Annotated in this window: 14 protein-coding genes; 2 read left to right on the forward strand and 12 right to left on the reverse strand. The window is 51.4% G+C overall.

All coding sequences use genetic code 11. The features are described 5' to 3' along the window. The first annotated feature begins 360 nt into the window (after positions 1 to 360). Positions 361 to 2,262 carry a beta-glucoside-specific PTS transporter subunit IIABC gene (locus tag ACFO4U_RS08425; RefSeq protein WP_214690488.1) on the forward strand — a complete coding sequence of 634 codons (1,902 nt, stop codon included), beginning with the start codon at positions 361 to 363 and terminating at the stop codon, positions 2,260 to 2,262. 43 nt (positions 2,263 to 2,305) lie between these two features. After that, a complete protein-coding gene (locus ACFO4U_RS08430) occupies positions 2,306 to 3,763 on the forward strand; it encodes a 6-phospho-beta-glucosidase (RefSeq protein WP_276551142.1) in 1,458 nt (485 codons plus the stop codon). 59 nt (positions 3,764 to 3,822) lie between these two features. Here the strand turns inward: ACFO4U_RS08430 and ACFO4U_RS08435 are convergent, their stop codons facing one another. The 12 genes from ACFO4U_RS08435 to ACFO4U_RS08490 all read right to left on the reverse strand — a co-directional run bounded on the left by ACFO4U_RS08435 (position 3,823) and on the right by ACFO4U_RS08490 (position 18,501). Next, positions 3,823 to 4,785 (reverse strand): aldose epimerase family protein, encoded by a 963-nt coding sequence (locus tag ACFO4U_RS08435; RefSeq protein ID WP_215243657.1) that lies wholly within the window; start codon positions 4,783 to 4,785, stop codon positions 3,823 to 3,825. Between the two features lie 14 nt (positions 4,786 to 4,799). Beyond that, positions 4,800 to 6,329 (reverse strand): UDP-glucose--hexose-1-phosphate uridylyltransferase, encoded by a 1,530-nt coding sequence (locus ACFO4U_RS08440; protein WP_214690485.1) that lies wholly within the window; start codon positions 6,327 to 6,329, stop codon positions 4,800 to 4,802. Further along, positions 6,326 to 7,330, reverse strand: a complete 1,005-nt coding sequence (gene galE / locus ACFO4U_RS08445; protein ID WP_074035883.1) for a UDP-glucose 4-epimerase GalE — start codon at positions 7,328 to 7,330, stop codon at positions 6,326 to 6,328. The genes ACFO4U_RS08440 and galE overlap by 4 nt, the downstream gene beginning before the upstream one ends. Continuing rightward, positions 7,327 to 8,511, reverse strand: a complete 1,185-nt coding sequence (locus tag ACFO4U_RS08450) for a galactokinase (RefSeq protein ID WP_208606702.1) — start codon at positions 8,509 to 8,511, stop codon at positions 7,327 to 7,329. Before ACFO4U_RS08450 ends, galE begins: the two co-directional genes overlap by 4 nt. 22 nt (positions 8,512 to 8,533) lie before the next feature. After that, on the reverse strand, positions 8,534 to 10,600 hold the full coding sequence (locus ACFO4U_RS08455; RefSeq protein ID WP_215243656.1) for an alpha-galactosidase: 2,067 nt from the start codon (positions 10,598 to 10,600) through the stop codon (positions 8,534 to 8,536). Beyond that, the gene (locus ACFO4U_RS08460) at positions 10,597 to 12,585 is read right to left on the reverse strand and encodes a beta-galactosidase (protein ID WP_215243655.1); all 1,989 of its coding nucleotides are present in this window, start codon (positions 12,583 to 12,585) and stop codon (positions 10,597 to 10,599) included. The genes ACFO4U_RS08455 and ACFO4U_RS08460 overlap by 4 nt, the downstream gene beginning before the upstream one ends. 18 nt (positions 12,586 to 12,603) lie before the next feature. Continuing rightward, positions 12,604 to 13,389 (reverse strand): carbohydrate ABC transporter permease, encoded by a 786-nt coding sequence (locus tag ACFO4U_RS08465; RefSeq protein WP_074035881.1) that lies wholly within the window; start codon positions 13,387 to 13,389, stop codon positions 12,604 to 12,606. A 12-nt stretch (positions 13,390 to 13,401) separates the two neighbouring features. After that, positions 13,402 to 14,355: a carbohydrate ABC transporter permease gene (locus tag ACFO4U_RS08470; RefSeq protein WP_214690482.1), complete on the reverse strand. Its 954-nt coding sequence runs from the start codon at positions 14,353 to 14,355 to the stop codon at positions 13,402 to 13,404. Positions 14,356 to 14,422: 67 nt separating this feature from the next. Further along, the gene (locus ACFO4U_RS08475; RefSeq protein ID WP_251131788.1) at positions 14,423 to 15,724 is read right to left on the reverse strand and encodes an ABC transporter substrate-binding protein; all 1,302 of its coding nucleotides are present in this window, start codon (positions 15,722 to 15,724) and stop codon (positions 14,423 to 14,425) included. Between the two features lie 24 nt (positions 15,725 to 15,748). Further along, on the reverse strand, positions 15,749 to 16,195 hold the full coding sequence (locus tag ACFO4U_RS08480; protein WP_214690480.1) for a hypothetical protein: 447 nt from the start codon (positions 16,193 to 16,195) through the stop codon (positions 15,749 to 15,751). A gap of 166 nt (positions 16,196 to 16,361) precedes the next feature. Further along, positions 16,362 to 17,513 (reverse strand): ROK family transcriptional regulator, encoded by a 1,152-nt coding sequence (locus ACFO4U_RS08485; RefSeq protein WP_215243653.1) that lies wholly within the window; start codon positions 17,511 to 17,513, stop codon positions 16,362 to 16,364. A gap of 220 nt (positions 17,514 to 17,733) precedes the next feature. After that, the gene (locus tag ACFO4U_RS08490; RefSeq protein WP_159562904.1) at positions 17,734 to 18,501 is read right to left on the reverse strand and encodes a tyrosine-protein phosphatase; all 768 of its coding nucleotides are present in this window, start codon (positions 18,499 to 18,501) and stop codon (positions 17,734 to 17,736) included. Between the last annotated feature and the right edge of the window lie 2 nt (positions 18,502 to 18,503).

Consider the following 18,503-nt stretch of genomic DNA (forward strand, 5'->3'; position numbering starts at 1 on the left):
ATCAGGCGCAGGTTAACTGTAGTACCTTCTTACCCCCTTCATCTTGATAATTGAAAAGAAGGATTTATCATTTTTTCGCAACATCATGTCATGATGCCGTTCCGCTTTCTTCTTTTACGTTGTAGGGAGAGTCGAAAAACAAAAAAAGTAAAATGTAAGCGTTGACATTTTGAATTGCTGCATGCTACATTTCAATTATCAAATAACAACTGAACGGTATCCTGCGCAGGAATGTTACCTTTAGTGGGCATAACCTGACTCGAGTCGGATGAATGACGTGATTTCACGTTCTTCGTTTGACACGGGTCAGGTTTTTTATTTGACGCAAACCAAAATTATGGGAAAAGGAAGGGAACGGACATGAAATATGAACAGCTCGCACGCGATATTATTCAACATGTTGGCGGGAAAGAGAACGTCAATAGCGTCGTCCACTGTATCACCCGTTTGCGTTTCAAATTAAAGGATGAACAAAAAGCAGATACCGAAACCATCAAAAACATGGATGGGGTCGTCACGGTCATGAAGAGCGGTGGTCAATACCAAGTAGTCATCGGGAATCATGTACCAGAAGTGTATAAAGCCGTCGTCGAGGTCGGCGGATTCCAACAACAGTCTCCAATTGAAGAAGAGAACGCTCCAAAGGGATCGTTGTTCAGCCGTTTTATCGATATCATCTCTAGCATCTTCACTCCTGTGCTCGGCGTCTTAGCAGCGACCGGGATGATCAAAGGATTCAACGCCCTGTTCGTCGCACTCGGTTGGCTCGACAATACGTCAGGTACGTATCAATTGTTGAATGCCATCGGGGATTCGCTGTTCTACTTCTTCCCGATTTTCCTTGGCTATACGGCCATTAAGAAATTCGGAGGAAGTCCGTTTATCGGGATGGCCATCGGGGCGTCACTCGTCTATCCGACCTTATCGACGCTGACGGCTGGAGACCCTCTCTATACGGTCTTTGCCGGAACCATGTTCGAGTCACCGATTCATATCACGTTCCTCGGTGTTCCTGTCATCTTGATGACGTACTCGACTTCCGTCATTCCAATTATTATCGCGGCATTCTTTGCAGCAAAACTTGAGAAGTTCTTGAAGACTGTCATTCCAGACGTCATCAAAATGTTCATCGTTCCACTACTCACTTTGTTGATTGTCGTACCACTCACATTCATCTTGATTGGACCAATCGCGACTTGGGCAGGGATGCTTCTTGGTAGCGCCACGGTCGCTGTATATAACTTGAGCCCGCTCGTCGCCGGCCTATTCCTCGGTGGATTTTGGCAAGTGTTCGTCATCTTCGGTCTTCATTGGGGGCTTGTCCCGGTCGCCATCAACAACTTGACGTCACTCGGGGCTGACCCGATTCTCGCACTTGTGTTTGCAGCATCGTTCGCACAAATCGGTGCCGTGCTCGCAGTCTTCTTCAAAATTAAAAATCAAAAGATTAAAACGCTCACAATTCCGTCCTTCATTTCAGGTATCTTCGGTGTGACCGAGCCCGCTATTTATGGGGTGACGCTCCCCCTCAAAAAACCGTTCATCATGAGCTGTATCGGTGGTGCTGTCGGTGGTGGAATCATGGGTGTCATGGGTACACAAACTTATATCATCGGGGGGCTCGGTGTCTTCGGCTATCCGTCCACCATCTCGCCTGAAGGCATCACAACTGGTTTTTATGGTTCACTCATCGGAACGGCCGTTGCTTTCATCGTCGGGTTCGTCTTGACTTACCTCTTTGGCGGTGTCAATCAAGCAGCAACCGCGACACCACAATCAGAAGTTACACCGGTCGCCAAAGAAGTATCTGCGACAACTGTCAGTCAGGAACAAGTCGTTAGCCCGCTTCAAGGAACTGTCGTCCGTTTGAAAGATATCTCGGATGTCGCCTTCTCATCTGGTTCACTCGGTCAAGGTGTTGCCATCGAACCGACGGAAGGGAAACTGATCGCCCCGGTTTCCGGTACCGTGTCTGCCCTCTTCCCGACACATCATGCCATCGGGATCACAACGGAATCAGGGGCTGAAATCCTGATCCATATCGGTATGGATACCGTTCAACTAGAAGGGAAGCATTTCAAAGCACACGTCACACAAGGTGAATTTGTCGAAAAAGGACAACTGCTGATCGAATTCGATATCGACGCGATCAAGCAATCAGGTCGTGCGTTGACGACACCTGTGATTGTCACGAACCGAAAAGCACTCTCACCAAACTACGCCTCACATGTCCAGACGGGCGATCCGATTTTCATCATCTAATGAATCAAGTGGGAGGATTTTTCCTCCCACTAATATAGAAAGGATGGATACGATGAGTTTTCCAAAAGGATTTTTATGGGGTGGCGCCATTGCCGCCAACCAAGCAGAAGGCGCTTATGCAGAAGGGGGAAAAGGTTTAACTACCGTCGACTTGTTGCCGACGGGTAAAAAACGCTTCGATGTCATGTTTGGAGAATTGCCATCATTAGAACCTATGCCCGGAGAGTTTTATCCTTCGCATGAAGCGATTGATTTTTACCATCGCTACAAAGAAGACATCGCTTTATTCGCTGAGATGGGATTCAAGGCGCTTCGCCTCTCGATCGCATGGTCAAGAATCTTCCCGAACGGAGATGACGTGGAGCCGAACGAGGAAGGTTTGCAGTTTTATGATGATGTCTTCGATGAACTATTAAAACATGGGATTGAACCGGTCGTGACAATCGCTCACTTCGATGTACCTGTCAGCTTGATCAAAAAATATGGAAGCTGGCGCAATCGACAAGTCGTCGACTTCTTCGAGACATATGCGAAGACCCTCTTCACCCGCTACAACGGTAAAGTGAAGTATTGGATGACGTTCAACGAGATCAATATGCTACTCCACCTCCCATTCATTGGAGCGGGCATCGTGTTCGAGGACGGAGAAGACAAGCAACAAGTGAAATATCAGGCGGCCCATCATCAACTCGTCGCGAGTGCGAAAGCCGTCAAAGCAGCTCACGAAATCAATCCTGATCTACAGGTGGGTTGTATGCTTGCTGCTGGTCAAACGTATGCCTATTCGTGTAACCCGAATGATGTGTTAGATGCAATGGACAAAGACCGTGAATCGTTCTTCTTCATCGACGTCCAATCACGTGGAGAATACCCGGGATATGCCAAACGATATCTCGAGGAGCAAGGTATTACGCTTCAGATAGAAGAAGGAGACCTCGAACTGTTGAAAGAGCATACGGTCGACTACATCGGCTTCAGCTATTATGCAAGTCGGACGACGAGTACGGATCCAGAGATAAACCAGTCGACCGAAGGAAACATTTTCAGTTCACTTGAGAATCCGTTCCTCGAGAAATCGGAATGGGGCTGGACGATTGACCCGACCGGTTTCCGGATCACGGCGAACCAACTGTATGACCGCTATCAAAAGCCGCTATTCGTCGTCGAGAACGGACTCGGTGCCGTCGATACACCGGATGCGACCGGATATGTCGAAGACGATTATCGCATCGACTATATGGCGAAACATATCGAACAGATGCACGAGGCCATCAAGGACGGTGTCGACATCATCGGCTACACAAGCTGGGGTCCGATTGACTTGGTGAGTGCGTCGACCGGTGAGATGAAGAAACGCTACGGCTTCATCTATGTCGATAAAGACAATGAAGGCAACGGGACGCTCACACGTTCGAAGAAAAAGAGCTTCGATTGGTATAAGCAAGTGATTGCGACGAACGGGGCGGACGTCACTACTCCTGTTCAAACTACTAAATCTTGATTGAAAAGGAGGCAACCGACTTAAATCGGTTGCCTCCTTTTTGAATGGTAGTGATGAATTCATTCCACCCCAAACCGATACACCGTCCGCGAGTGATACAACTCACCCGGTTTCAGTTCGATTGAGGTTGCGATGTCTGGATGGTTCGGGGCATCTGGGAACGCCTGGGCTTCGAGACAAATTGCGCTATGTTTCTGTCGACCGTCGAGCGTCACCGGTGTCTCTTCACTCAAGAAATTCCCTGTGTAGACGACCATGACCGGTTGATTCGTCTCGACCGTCATCGTCCGTCCGCTCATCGGGTCGTGCAATCGAATCGGTCCATCCTTCAAGATAAAAGGATGGTCAAGACCGCTCGCCCGTTCAATCGCCTCGTCTCCTGACACGAGCGCCTCTCGGACCGCTTTTCCGTCTCGGAAGTCAAACGGTGTCCCGCTCACATCACGCAACTCTCCTGTCGGCAGCGAATCCGCGTCGAGCACCCCGACCGAATCGGCTGGTAGCGTCAGCTCATGGTCGTGGATGGTCGGACGTCCGCCAAGATTGAAATAGTTGTGATGGTTCAGGTTGACCCACGTCAGTTGGTCTGTTTCCGCCGTCATCGTGACAATCAGTTCATTGTGATCCGTCAGTTCGTACAACACTTTGAAGAAGACGTTGCCGGGATACCCTTCTTCTCCGTCCGGGCTGAGATATGTGAACTGGATACACTGTTCGTCCGCATCCATCTCCCAATAACGGGACGTGATGCCTTTCTCGCCTCCGTGAATATGATGGGGCGCCTCGCTTGGGGTCAAGGCGACACCCTCAATCTCTGCGTCACGAATCCGTCCGGCAATCCGCCCTACGATTGACCCGAGATAGACCGGATTTTCTAAGTATTGTGAGACGTCCCCGTACTTCAAGATGACCGAGTCAAAATTCCCTTCCCGGTCCGGGGCCGTCAGTTCCGTCATCGCACAGCCATAGTCAATGGCGGATAGTATCATGCCATTGGCGTTTTGAATCGTCGCTTGTTTCACTCGTACTACCACCTTTAGTTCGTTTTCTCTCTCATTCCCGACCTTGGTGTTCCGTACTCCACTTTATCGACATGGCTAAGGAGTGACCGGATGAACGTATCAAATCGTTCCTGCCCAGCGTTCGTCTGTTTAAAGACACCAGCATCCTCAAGACCTTTCACAAATTTATCGACGACCGCTTGATCGACAATCGTTTTCGGGTCGCCCGACTTCTTCCGTAACTCATCGGCCCACTCTTGATGCATCACTTTGACATCGACGTCCTCGCCGGCCACATAGTGAACAACTTGCTCAAGTTCTGTCTTCAGGCGCGCTGGCAAGACGGCGAGCCCCATTACTTCAATCAAGCCGATATTCTCACGCTTGATATGATGCACATCAGCGTGCGGGTGGAAAATACCGTCCGGATGCGCCTTGCTCGTTCGGTTGTTTCGCAAGACGAGATCGAGCTCGTAACGTCCGTTTCGGCGTCTTGCAATTGGCGTCACCGTATTGTGTGGGACACCTTCTGTATACGGAATGACTTCACTAACGGTGTCCTCATAATCGCGCCAATATCCGAGCAACTGGTTCGCCAACATGACAAGCTGCTCTTTTTGATTGGAGCGGAGACGGACGACCGAGAGCGGCCAGTACAGCGTCTCGATATCGACTTGATCATAGCGTTCAGAACGATATGTCGAGACGACTCGCGCATCGTCCATCGCGAACCGGTAGCGGCCGGCCTGGTAATGGTCATGCGTCAAAATCGAGCCTCCAACAATCGGCAAGTCCGCATTCGACCCGGCGAAGTAGTGTGGGAACTGCGTGATGAAGTCGAGCAGACGCTCGAAAGCTCCTCGGTCGATGACCATGTCACGCACCTCGTTCGACAGTAAAATTGAGTGCTCATTGTAATAGAGGTACGGTGAATACTGGAACGACCATGGCTGTCCACCGAGCGTGAGCGGGATGATGCGATGATTCGCACGCGCTGGGTGTTTCAAGTGACCGCTGTATCCTTCGTTCTCAATCGCGAGTAATCCTTTTGGATAGTTCGATGTCGAGGTCGGTTGCATTCGAGCGAGTGCAATCTCACGCGGGTCCTTCTCCGGTTTCGACAAGTTGATGGTGATATCGAGCGTACCATAGCGAGTCGGTGCCTGATACGTGATATTGTTCGCGATACGACGTGTCTGGATATAATTTGACGCCTGACTCATCCGATAGAAATAGTCAGTCGCCGCTGTCACATCTGTCTCAAGGAGCTCATTGAAATGACGTGTCACTTCCGATGGCTTGGATACGAAGATATCCATGATTTCCGCCATGAAGCGGTCCTTCTCTTCAAGGATCGGCTCGATAATGTCCGCCCCCACTGCATATTCGACCACTTGTTCGAGCAACTCGGGGATTGACAGCTCTGACACAAAACGTGGGACTTCAAAGTCGAGCTTATTCAGTTTTGCGAGCACGCGGTTCCGTGAATAGATACGGTCCTGCTCGTCAATCAGCTCTTCACGAATCGCCGCGTCGACGAGTGCCTCAATCATCACATCGATCATCGTCTCACCTCTTTCACCTGATAGCCGAATGGATGTGTCACATGCCAGTTCCAAGCGTCCGTCAAAATCGTCTCGACGTCGGAACGGGTCGGTGTCCATCCGAGGATACGTCTTGCCTTGTCAGACGAGGCAATCAATTTAGCCGGGTCCCCGGCGCGGCGTTCACCAAGTAAGACCGGAATGTCATGTCCCGTCACGCGACGTGCCGCCTCGATAATTTCGAGCACTGATAGCCCGTTCGCTGTCCCGAGGTTGAAAACGTCGCTCGCACCGTCTTCTCGTAAATAACGGAGCGCTAACATATGCGCATCGACGAGGTCTTGGACGTGGATATAATCACGGATACATGTCCCATCTTCCGTCGCATAGTCATCACCAAACACGGTAATCGCGTCACGCTGTCCGTTCGCCACTTGCAGAACGATTGGGACGAGATGCGTCTCCGGGTCATGGTCTTCGCCGATTTCACCGGTCGCAATCGCGCCAGCGACGTTAAAGTAACGGAGTGCGACCGAGCGGATACCATGTGCCTGGTCACACCAGCGAATCATCGACTCCATCGCGAGCTTTGTCGCCCCGTATGTGTTCGTCGGATTCGTAAGCGCCGTCTCGTCAATCGGCATCATGGTCTGGTCACCATAAGTCGCGGCCGTCGAGGAGAAGACAATCCGTTTCACTGACGCATCGCGCATTGTCTCGAGGAGAATTTGCGTCCCGAAGACGTTGTTGTCATAGTAGGCGAGCGGGTCCGTCATTGATTCGCCAACGAGGGAGTTCGCTGCGAAATGAAGGACGTCTGTGATTGATTCCTTTATGAAAACATCTTTCAAGAACGTTCGATCACGCAGGTCGCCCTTATAAAAACGGACATCCTGTGGAATCGATTCAACATGTCCTGTCTGAAGGTTATCGAGAATGACGACGTTTTCCCCTTCTTTCAACAATGTACGAACGGCGTGCGAACCGATATAGCCGGCACCGCCAACAACGAGTATACTCATTTCACTTCCTCCTCTACGAGTTCTCGTACCCCGTCCCCGACCGAGGCGACGTAACACGTCGGTGCGTGACCGATTGTCGACACATATCGATCCGACGTTTCCTGAATCATCGATCCCGTCTTGTCTTGACGGACGATGGCGATGGCACAACCACCGAATCCGGCCCCCGTCATGCGAGCACCGATGACGCCGTCACACCCTTGCGCGGCTGAAACGAGCGTGTCTAGCTCGATGCCGGTCACTTCGTAATCATCCCGGAGCGATGCATGCGACGCATTCATCAACTGACCGAACGTCTCGAGTCGTCCTTCCTGTAGAGCAGTGTAGGCGAGTATTGTCCGCTCGTTCTCAGAAACAGCATGACGCGCCCGTTTACGAAGTGTCTCTGGCAAGTCGAGCGCGACTTGTTCAAACGTTTCCATCGACAATTGTCCGAGAGAATTGACTTCACATTTCGGTTGAATCAAGCCGAGTGCAGTGTCGCATTCGCGCCGACGTTCGTTATATTTCGAGTCGGCGAGTTCCCGACGTTTGTTTGTGTTCATGATGACGATGTCGTACCCGTCGAGGACAATCGGTGCATAGTCATGATGGAGCGTCTCGCAATCGAGGAGCATCGCCTGCCCCGCTTTGCCCATTCCAATAGCGAACTGGTCCATGATACCGCTATTGACACCAATGAACGTATTCTCGACCCGTTGTCCGAGTCGGACGAGGTCAAGCCGTTCGAGACCGAGACCGTACACTTCATTTAACATGTATGCCGTTACGAGTTCGAGGGAGGCTGATGACGAGAGACCCGCCCCATTTGGGATGTTGCCCGCAAGGAAGAAGTCGAACCCGTTGAGGTCGTGTCCGTCTTTCCTGAGAAGCGTGACGACCCCTTTCACGTAGTTCGCCCAGTCGTGGCTCGCCTCGTACGTCTCGTCCGTCACCGGGAACGTGACGATACCAACCTCTTCAAAATTGAGCGAATAGACACGAATCAGGTCGTCTTCGCGCTTTTTCACGAGTCCGTATGTTCCGAACGTGATTGCACATGGGAAGACGTGTCCTCCGTTATAGTCGGTATGCTCGCCAATCAAATTGATGCGTCCCGGTGCGAAGAACGACCGGTCTGCTGAGGTGGCAAACACCTCCTCGAATTGTTGTTTCAGCTGTTCCATGTTAAATGAAAGCATGCGGCTTCATCCCTTCCATCGCTCATGCCGGGTGGATGACCAGGCAATACGCGTCATAGTCTGTTTGTTGTGTGAGGTTTATGCCTTGTTCCATCAAATAGCGTCCGCTCACGCGGCGTCCTTCTAGTTCGTACGTCCGTTCAGGATCGAGCCCGCGTAGCTTCACACGCAAACGATTTTTCCCGTACTGACGACGGTCGGCGTTGACGAGGACGATATAGTCTTCGCCGTTCGTATAGCCGACGGCATGGAAGCCGTCCCGTTTGAGTGAAGCGAGGCGATGGCTCGTCCCGTGCTGCACAATCGGACGAATCGTCTTGTACGTCGCAATCCATTCTTTCGCTTCTGAAAGCTCATCTGGTGTCCATTCTAGTAGGTTGCCACCGATACCGAGCGTGCCTTGCATCGCACTGACGAACCGATACGCGAGCGGCAACGAACGATTGTTCAACCAGTTCGGTGAGTCCGTCACCCAGCAGCTCATCATCTTGGCGTTGTAGGCGTATGAGAAACCTTCTTGAATCGCGAGGCGGTCGAACGCGTCCGTGTTGTCGCTCGTCCAGACCTGCTCGACGCGTGAGAGCACACCGAGATCGATTCGTCCACCACCACCTGCGCAGGACTCGAACGCGACATTCGGATGTTTCTCCCGCAACGTGTCGAGGATGCGATACACGGCTTCCGCATGACGGAGCCATAGTTCCTTCGCATCTTCCATGCGCGGACTGTCCGGTTCTGAGAAGGCGCGGTTCATGTCCCACTTGATGTAACGAATCGCGTGTCGTCCGAGCAATTCATCGAGCCACGCCGTCACGTGCGCCTCCACTTCAGGCAGTGCAAGGTTCAAGACGAACTGGTTCCGCGACGTCGTCGACGGGCGTCCGTCCGTATAGTAAATCCATTCCGGATGAGCCCGATACAAATCTGAATCCGGATTGACCATCTCCGGTTCGACCCATAGCCCGAACTGGAGGCCTTTCTCCTCGACGTAGCGGACGAGCTGGTCGAGCCCGTTCGGGAACTTCGTCGTGTTGACGTGCCAATCCCCGAGTCCGGCCGCGTCCGAGTGACGCTCACCGAACCAACCATCATCGACGACGAATAACTCACAGCCAATCGCGGCCGCCTCATCGACGAGACGTTTTTGTCCATCCTCGCTGACATCGAAATAGGTCGCCTCCCAGGAGTTGTAAAGGACCGGGCGTAACACGTCACGTGTCGCTTCCGGCATGATGACGTCGCGCTCAAAGTCATGGGCGTTCTGACTCATACCACCGAACCCGCGTTGCGTATAGCCGATATAGGCCGGTGGCGTCGTGAACGACTCACCCACTTGAAGCGTCTTCGCGAAGTCGAACGGATTGATCCCGCCCGTCACCTGTGTAAAGCCAAACTCGTCTTTTTCAAAATGAATCGCCCAGTTGCCGGAGTAACCGAGGAATCCAAAGACGACCTCCCCGTCTGTCTCCGTCGCGTCACTGTCGAGCGCGAACCACGGATTACTTTGATGGCTCGTCAATCCGCGACGACTCTCGATCGTTTTCTTGCCTGGGAGGAGCGTCCCTTGCTGGAGCTGGAACTCGCTCGTCCACGCCCCGCTGAAATGACTGAGTCGCATCTCGCGCTCAATGAGTCCGAGGCTGAAAGACTGCGCGCTCTCGAGCGTGACCGTTTCTCCTGCCGTGATGGTCATCTTGCGTGAGATGATGTCGTAAACCGGATGAAGCGTGAACTGGAGCGTCACTTGAAGTGATTGAATTGAATCGATCAAATCGAGCTCGAGTGTCTCTCCATCGATACGTGCATCACCGAGTGAGAAAGCGTGCAATCGTTCTGTCGTCGTATGACTCTTCAACGTCGGTTCCGTATAGACAAGGTCGCCGAACGAGGTGAACTCGTAAGCGGCCACCCCTTCTGGTGTCTCGAACGACGAGTGCAGAACGCGCGCGTCTGGTAGTTCTATGATGTCTAATTCATGCAGGCGTCCGCCGAGATACTGATGGATGAGACGACCTCGTGAATCGACATCAAACACGTACGTGAGATTCGTTCCGATGAGGGCGAACCGATTGTCGTGACGAACAATCATGCCTTCACCTCCTGTTTCAATAGGACAACATCGAGCGGTTTAAGTTCGAGCTTGCCTGTTACCGTCTCCCCGTCAAGCGTCTGCCACGTGCCATCGAGGTCAACCGTTGATTTAACCTCGGTCGAATGGTTCAGGTAGAAGCGGATCACCTGCCCGTCTCCTTGACGGTCGACCTTCTCGACATCGTCTGGAAGTCGGGTCGCGTCGATCCCAGCGCGTGTGAGCGCCTGATGATAAACTGCATCGAGCATCTCGTCGTCGACCGATGAACCGATGTATGTCACGTCTCCTTTATACGTGTGCCGTGTGATTGCCGCAGTCCCTTTATAGAAGGCCTTTTCATATGTTGCCAATACGTCGGCGCCTTTCGGTGTAATCAAGTCACACCAAATGTTCGCCTCAGAAACTTGGTCACCGAGTCGGACTTCGTTCGATTGGACGGTCTGCAAACTCTCGTACTCATCAATCTCGATACCCGCGTATTCGGCAAACTTACCTGGTAGCGTCAAGTTGTGGCAACGGTTAATCGGGTCTTTCACGCCTGTACGGTAGGTGAAGATGACGTGCCCACCCTTTTCGATATAGTCGATGAGCGTCTCGTCAAACACATCATTTCCGAGGAAATAGAGCGGGACGACAACGAGTTTATACGAATCGAGCGCGTCCCCTGGGAAGACGATATCCGTGTTGACACCTTGACGGACAGCTGCACCGTAGAAGCGGACAAACTCTTGCTTGAAGTTAAATGCGTCGGAGTGTGGTTGGTGCGTCCACGCCCATAAGTTCTCCTGATCAAAATAGACAGCAACGTCTGACTTGTACGCAGCCGCGTTGATCATGTCGCCATGCGCGTGAAGCTCCGACATGACGTGCTTCACTTCTTCGAACTTCCGTTTCGGTTTCCCGTCATGGTCAATGATGCCGTGACAGAACTCTTCCGTCCCAAAATCCGCGGCACGGAATCGGAAGTAGACAATCGCCTCGGCCCCACGCGCGACAGCCTGATGTGTCCAGAGACGGATATGACCAGGTCGTGGTAAGTAGCCGATGCGGCTCCATCCTTGTGCCCCGCTCAACTGTTCCATCACCCAGAATCCTTTGCCTTGTTTCGAAGAACGGCACAAATCATGATCGTGCGCCGTCTTCTCGAAACGGTTTGGTTCTGGCAACCCGCCCCATACCGGATAGTTGTCGAAAGAGACATAGTCGAGATCTTGTGCCATCTGCTGCTGGTTGATTGCCATGTCGCTATATACGAGGTTATGCGTGATGAACGCATCCTCATGGATGAGCGGGCGGAGCGTGTCGACCTGGAGCTTGTTAAACGAGCGATATGCGTCCGAGCAGAAGCGGTCAAAATCGACGAGAAGCGACGGATTGTGTTCTTGGAACACGGTGCGAGGGACCGGAATCTGTGTCCATGCCGTATATGTATGGCTCCAGAAGACGGTCCCCCAAGCCGCGTTGAGCGCGTCGAGCGTCTCGTAGCGTTCTTTCAGCCATTCCTGGAACGCCTCTTGGTCGACATCACCGTACGAACGGTCCGACTGTTCATGTCCATACTCGTTGTCCGTCTGCCAACCGATGACACGTGGATGACGACCATACCGCTCCGCCATCTTGCGGGTGATTCGTTCACAGTATTCGCGGTAGACAGGGCTGTTGACGGTATAGTGACGACGAGCTCCGAAGCTGATACGCACCCCGTCTTTCGTCACCGGAAGGATGTCCGGATGCTTTTCGATAAGCCACGCGGGCGGTGTCGCCGTAGGCGTGCCGAGCACGATGTCAAAGTGTTCGCCGAAGGTTTCGACGACCTCATCCCAAAATGAGAAGTCAAACTCACCGTCGGACGGTTCCATCATCGTCCAGACAAATTCCGCCATCCGGATGACGTTGACACCGAGTTCTTTCATCAAGCGGACATCCTCGTCCCAAAGTGCACGATCAGTCTGTTCTGGATAGTAATCTACTCCTAAATACATGCTGTTCACCTCAATCGATTATTTGACCGCTCCTGAAGTCATGCCTTTTTGTAAGAAGCGTTGGAAAAAGATATAAAACACCATCGTCGGCAAGCTGATCAAGACGAGCGAGGCGTATAATTTACCAGGGTCTCCGCCGAGCGCTTCCGTGAAGAAGGTCGGTGCCATCGTTACTGTCTGTTTGGCCGGGTCTGTCATGAACGTAAGTACCATCAAGTATTCGTTCCATGAGTTGAGAAACGCGTAAATCGTCGCTGTTGCGAGTGCCGGCTTGGCGAGTGGCATCATGACTTTATAGAAGATTTGAAACGTCGACGCCCCGTCGATATGCGCTGCTTCCATCAATTCGTTTGGCAGCTCGTCGAAGTAACTCTTGATGAGCATGAGTCCGAACGGAAGGAAGAAGGCGATTTCGGCACCAATCAATCCCCAATAACTATTGAGCCCGTCAAGTGTGCGCAACGTGAAGAAGAGTGGCACGATGAGCGAGGCGACCGGTAACATCAATCCCGCCAGAACGAGGTTAAATAAAAGGCGCTTCCCGGCGAACTGGAGCTTCGAGAAACCGAACGCCGCAAATGCGAGAAATGAGATGGAAATCAAGATCATGAAGAAGGCGACGATGAAGCTGTTAAAGACGAATTGTGGGAAGTTCGGGTTTTGTAGCGTCGCGATGTAGTTGTTGAAGCCATTGACACGTAAGCTTTCCTTGAACATGACGAAGATCGGGAACAACCAGAGGATTGCCATGAGTGACAGACCGATATTGGTGAACCATCTTCCTTTCTTTGTTTGCAGTTCCATCTGTTCTCCCCCTTAGTCCATTTTCTTCTGTACACGCATCTGGAAGTACGTGATGCCGAGTGCAATCGCAAGCAAGATGACGGCGACAGCGCTGGCATAGCCGACCTCTTGATGCAACATCGATTTACGGAACAGGTATGTCGAGATGACCTCGGTCGAGTTACCTGGTCCTCCTTGTGTCGAGATCCAGACGATGTCGAACGTCTTTAGACCACCGATGACCCCGAGGATCGTCAGTGTGAACGTCGTCCCTTTCAAGTTCGGGAAGACGACACTCCAAAGCGTACGCCAAAATCCTGCCCCGTCGATATTAGCCGCCTCGAACACTTCCCGTTCGATTGCGAGCATCGCCATGTAATACATGATCATGGACGAGCCTGTCCATTGGAAGATGTTAATCAGAATGATAGCGTAGAGCGCAACGTCTTGGTCGCCGAGCCAGTTCTGTTCAAACGCACCAAGACCAATCATGCGAAGGAATTCGTTGATATATCCGAACTGGAAGTCAAAAATTTGCGTGAACGCCGCCCCGAGGACGACCGGGCTCAAGACGACCGGGAAGAAGAACACCGATTTGAAGAACGTCCGCCCCATGCCTTTCGTGTGAAGCAAATAGGCCAATACGAGCCCGAGACCCGCCTGAATCGTGACCGTCAAGACAGTGAAGATCCCCGTGTTTTTGAGCGCATTATAAAATTCTGGGTCTTTGAACATCCGGCCGAAGTTTTCAAAACCGATATACACTTTCTCAAACGAGATTCCGTCCCATGAAAAGAGTGAGTGATAGGCGTTGTAGAAGATTCCGTAATAGATGAAAGCGATGACGAACAGGACGGTCGGAGCGACGAACGCCCAGCCGATCAAGTTCTGCTTCATCCGCTCTTTCTTACGAATCGGATTCGGTGCGCTCGGTGGTACCGATGTGAGCTTCGGCTTGGACTTGGTCAAATCGGTTGCTTGTTGCATAAGGTTCCCTCACTTTCAGATTCAAAAAATCGAGCGCCAGTGAGTCTGGCTACTGGCGCTCGTTTGATTATTTACCTTGGTCCGCAATCGCCTGGATGCGTGCGAGTGCTTCTTTCGCATCTTGTCCGGCAGCGATGTTTTGAAGTTCTTTTCCGAGTGCGTCGTAGACTTTCGGGTCACGGATTCCGCGTCCTGCGACAGCGTTCTTCACCGTTTCGTTCAAGATTTTGTACGACTCACGTTCAACATCATTGGTGAACTTGTCTTCGTATGCTACTTCGATGTCTTTAATGGCTGGTGCCATCTCAAACTTCTCCATGTATAGCGCCTGTCCTTCACCTTGCGTCATGTAGGCGATGAAGGCAGCCGCACCTTCTTGTTGTTTCGATTCTTTGTTGACACCTAGTGCCATGTCGATTGATGCGATGACCGGTTGTTCTGTACCACCTGCAAGGTTTGGCATTGGGACGAAACCAATCTCGTCTTCGAAGTTGTTCCACTTGTCACGCTTCTCGACCGTCGTCATCGAGTGGGCTTCCCATGAACCAATGATCCACATCGCTGCTTTCTTGTCGAAGAAGTTGTTCATGCCGTCCATGTATGTCGCAAGACCCAAAGCGCCTTCTTGGAACACTTTGTCCTCGTACAGTTGTTGCCAAAGTTCAGCCGTCTCGACCATCTCTTTATCCGTCCACTTCGCGTCACCCGCTAGCACTTCTTGGATGTAACCTGGTGCGACCTGGTGGCTCAATACGTTGAAAACGTCAACGCCAACCCACGCGTCCTTCGCGCCTAGTTGCATCGGGATGACCTTGTCGCCAGATGCGTTGATTTTGTCAATCGCCGCAACCGTCTCATCATAAGTTTTCGGAGGTGTCACGCCATATTTGTCGAGGAGTGTTTTGTTGTACATGAGGTATGCCTGTCCTGTGAATCCGACCGGTACCGCATACTGTTCACCGTCGACTGTTGTCTGTTCGACACCAAGTTCGATTAATTTATCTTTCCATCCTTCTCCGGCCGCTTTATCCATGTAGTCTTTCGCTGGTACAAGGCGATCCTTGTATTGCGGAATCATCGGTTCTTTGAGACCAATGACGTCCGGACCATCTCCACCAAGCATCGCGACTTGAAGCTGTTGCTCGTAGTCTTCGAGGCGTTTAAACTTGACCACATAATCATCTTGCGATTCGTTGAACGCCTTCGCCATTTCTTCCCCGACTTCAGGTTGTGGCGCCCACCCCCACCATGTGATGACGGGTTTGCCGTCTTCCGTTGTCGCCGCCGCTTGTTCGTCATCGCCGCAGGCAGCGAGTAAAGATGAGAGCATTAAGACAGATGATGCGAGTGCAATCGTCGTTTTTTTCATGTTCATTCTCCTTTGAATGTGTTGTCACGCCACAATCCGATGGCATAACTCCCGAATAAGATGGTCTGACATCGGGCGATCCCCGAGCCATGTTAATGTGTACGCTATCAGTTCCAAATCGAGCTTCGGTCCGTCTATGTATGGGCCGACGACGTAGAGGTCCGCCCCGAACGGCAATGCGTCCTGTTCTTTCAAGCGCCATAGCAAAAGTTCAAACAGGCCGTCCATGTCCTCGAACGACACGTCATGCGAGAGCGTCGATGCTCGGAACAATCGGATATCACGCGTCTCATCGTCATAAAGACGGAAGATACCATCGCGTCTAGAGCGCGTAATGATGATGCTCGTCTCATCCCCCGTTAGCGCTTCCATTTCATCGAAGGCAAAGTCCTTTCGTGCGAACATCCTAGTCGCCCCGTAGCGACCGAAGATTGTGTGAAACTGATCTTTCAATGGTGTCTCTTTTTGCATCGCTACCCCTCCAAACGTGTCGTTGAGAGTGTCACCCCTTACTTAGTAAATTAAATTTATTATCTAACTACATATAGACTATAGCATGCCCTCATTTATATTGTAAACGCTTTCTTATAAAGAAATTAAAAATCGCCTTTCCCTAATAGAACGGCGATTCATGGTTTCATTGGATTTCACCGAACATCTCGTTCGTGATAAGCGCTGCGGCTCCGAGCGCCCCTTGGCTGGCGTTCCACGAGACGACACGGATATCGGTCTGTCGGGCGTCAAGGGTGAGCGCCGTTTGGGCGACACGCTCCTGAATGTTCGTGACGACGTCTGGCGCATAGTTGAATAGCGGACCTCCGAGAAGAATACGTCCCGGGTTCAAAAGGTGGATCATGTTGAGCGTGGCAATACCGATATATTCGCCGGCCCGTTCGTATAGTTTTCGGACATCTTGATTCAAATGGACAGCGTCACGAAGATCATCAAGTGTCAGTTCATGCGAGAGCTGACGAGCTTCATTCAATATGGCACGTTCCCCGGCGACTGCCTCTAGGCAACCACGATTACCGCACGAACAGATTGGTCCGTCGAGCATGATGCGCATGTGTCCAATCTCCCCAGCAATATGATGCTCACCGTCAATCAATTCGCCCGCGTGGACATAGGCTCCCCCAATTCCATAACCGGCATACACGTAGAAGAATTCCTCGATACCAATCGCTTCCCCGAAGTACAATTCACCAAGGGCGAGTGTCCGCACATCGTTCTCAACGAATACGTGCTGCTCGAGGCGTTTCTCTAGTTCGCGCTTGAGAGGGATATCATGCAAGTGAAAACGTGGGGCAAATAAGACAATCCCTTCACCCGCCTCGACCATTCCGTGCACAGAAACACCAAGTCCAATGATATTCCCTATAGCTCGTTTGTTCAATATGGTGTAGAGAGCGACAATCGCGTCGATGAACTCCTCGTTCGTGTCAAACCGTTCGTCGTGCCATGCTTCGTCAAGTAACTCTCCATGAATGTTTGTGACGACGCCATGCAGTTTTCGCTGTGTCGCATCGATTCCGATGACAAAACGGTCGCTCGCAGCAAGTTCGAGCATGATCGGGCGACGTCCGCCGCTTGAGACCCCAAGCTCGCGCTCACTGATTAATCCCTCTTCCTTCAATTCGTTAACAATGTTCGAAATCGTCGGTTTCGTCAAACTCGTCTTCTTAGCAAGTTCAACCCGTGATACCGGCTGATGAAGCCGAATCAATCTAAGAATCAGTGCACGATTGTATGTCCTCATCCATTTAGAGTTACGTGGCGTTGTGTTCCCCATGACCATTCCACCTATTCCTATCTTTTTCTTTCAGTATAGCACTTGTTAAATCCGTAATTAGTTGCGCTTTCATTTTTACGACCATCTATTTTTGATTTTTTATTTTCCACATGCTAAATCAAGTTCAATATAAAAAACGATTTATGCATCGGTTGATTCCATGCATAAATCGTAAAAACACCTACACTTTTGTTCATAATCAATATATTTAACTTCTACTTCACCACTTCCAACGTCCTCGCCAGTTTTTCTCAGGTAAACGTGGAGGATTCACCGAAATCGGTTCATCCGCTAACATCTCCTCCGTAAAGTGGAGGTGCTGTTGCCACATCTCTTCCCCTAATTCGTTGATGACTTCCTGTCTCGCCGCTAACCAATTGAAATCACGATGTTCCACGTTATGGGCATCGGAGGCGACGATGTGACTCAGCCCGTTACTGATGAACGTGAGTGCGAGTTCCCGTATCTGTCTCCCGAACTGTCCTGTCAAACTGCTTGTTGTCACTTGGGACAACGCACCCGACGATACGAGATGATGCAATTTTTCTGGATGGAGTGCAAACTCACGATTCCGCTCCGGATGCGCGATGACCGGAACGTATCCAGCCGCCTGTAGTTGAAAGAATAAGGACTCCGTATAAGCTGGTAGACTTTGACTCGGCAGTTCCACGAGGACATATCGTGACCCAGCGAGCGAATGTGCCTCTCCGGACTCCAACGCTTCGACCATTTCTCCAAAAATTCGAATCTCTTGTCCAACATACAAGGTCAAGGGGATCTGTTCATCATCGAGTCGTTTTTGTAGATGCGCGACTTCTTGCGTGATGTCATGATGTTGCGTCTCAAAGTACGGATGATACGCGTGTGGTGTCACGACAATCGATGTCACCCCCTCTTCCACCGCACGTTTCGCGAGTTGAAGGGATGCTTCCATTGTACGTGGTCCGTCATCTACTTCAGGCAACAAATGACAATGTACATCAATCATGA

The sequence above is a fragment of the Exiguobacterium profundum genome, assembly GCF_042652865.1.
GTDB lineage: Bacteria > Bacillota > Bacilli > Exiguobacteriales > Exiguobacteriaceae > Exiguobacterium > Exiguobacterium profundum.

Excerpts from the sequence above, each read along its gene's own strand:
- ACFO4U_RS08425 (WP_214690488.1), top strand. The coding sequence starts at position 361 with ATGAAATATGAACAGCTCGCACGCGATATTATTCAACATGTTGGCGGG.
- ACFO4U_RS08430 (WP_276551142.1), top strand. The coding sequence starts at position 2,306 with ATGGATACGATGAGTTTTCCAAAAGGATTTTTATGGGGTGGCGCCATT.
- ACFO4U_RS08440 (WP_214690485.1), bottom strand. The coding sequence starts at position 6,329 with ATGATCGATGTGATGATTGAGGCACTCGTCGACGCGGCGATTCGTGAA.
- galE (WP_074035883.1), bottom strand. The coding sequence starts at position 7,330 with ATGAGTATACTCGTTGTTGGCGGTGCCGGCTATATCGGTTCGCACGCC.
- ACFO4U_RS08450 (WP_208606702.1), bottom strand. The coding sequence starts at position 8,511 with ATGCTTTCATTTAACATGGAACAGCTGAAACAACAATTCGAGGAGGTG.
- ACFO4U_RS08455 (WP_215243656.1), bottom strand. The coding sequence starts at position 10,600 with ATGATTGTTCGTCACGACAATCGGTTCGCCCTCATCGGAACGAATCTC.
- ACFO4U_RS08460 (WP_215243655.1), bottom strand. The coding sequence starts at position 12,585 with ATGTATTTAGGAGTAGATTACTATCCAGAACAGACTGATCGTGCACTT.
- ACFO4U_RS08465 (WP_074035881.1), bottom strand. The coding sequence starts at position 13,389 with ATGGAACTGCAAACAAAGAAAGGAAGATGGTTCACCAATATCGGTCTG.
- ACFO4U_RS08470 (WP_214690482.1), bottom strand. The coding sequence starts at position 14,355 with ATGCAACAAGCAACCGATTTGACCAAGTCCAAGCCGAAGCTCACATCG.
- ACFO4U_RS08475 (WP_251131788.1), bottom strand. The coding sequence starts at position 15,724 with ATGAAAAAAACGACGATTGCACTCGCATCATCTGTCTTAATGCTCTCA.
- ACFO4U_RS08480 (WP_214690480.1), bottom strand. The coding sequence starts at position 16,195 with ATGCAAAAAGAGACACCATTGAAAGATCAGTTTCACACAATCTTCGGT.
- ACFO4U_RS08485 (WP_215243653.1), bottom strand. The coding sequence starts at position 17,513 with ATGGGGAACACAACGCCACGTAACTCTAAATGGATGAGGACATACAAT.
- ACFO4U_RS08490 (WP_159562904.1), bottom strand. The coding sequence starts at position 18,501 with ATGATTGATGTACATTGTCATTTGTTGCCTGAAGTAGATGACGGACCA.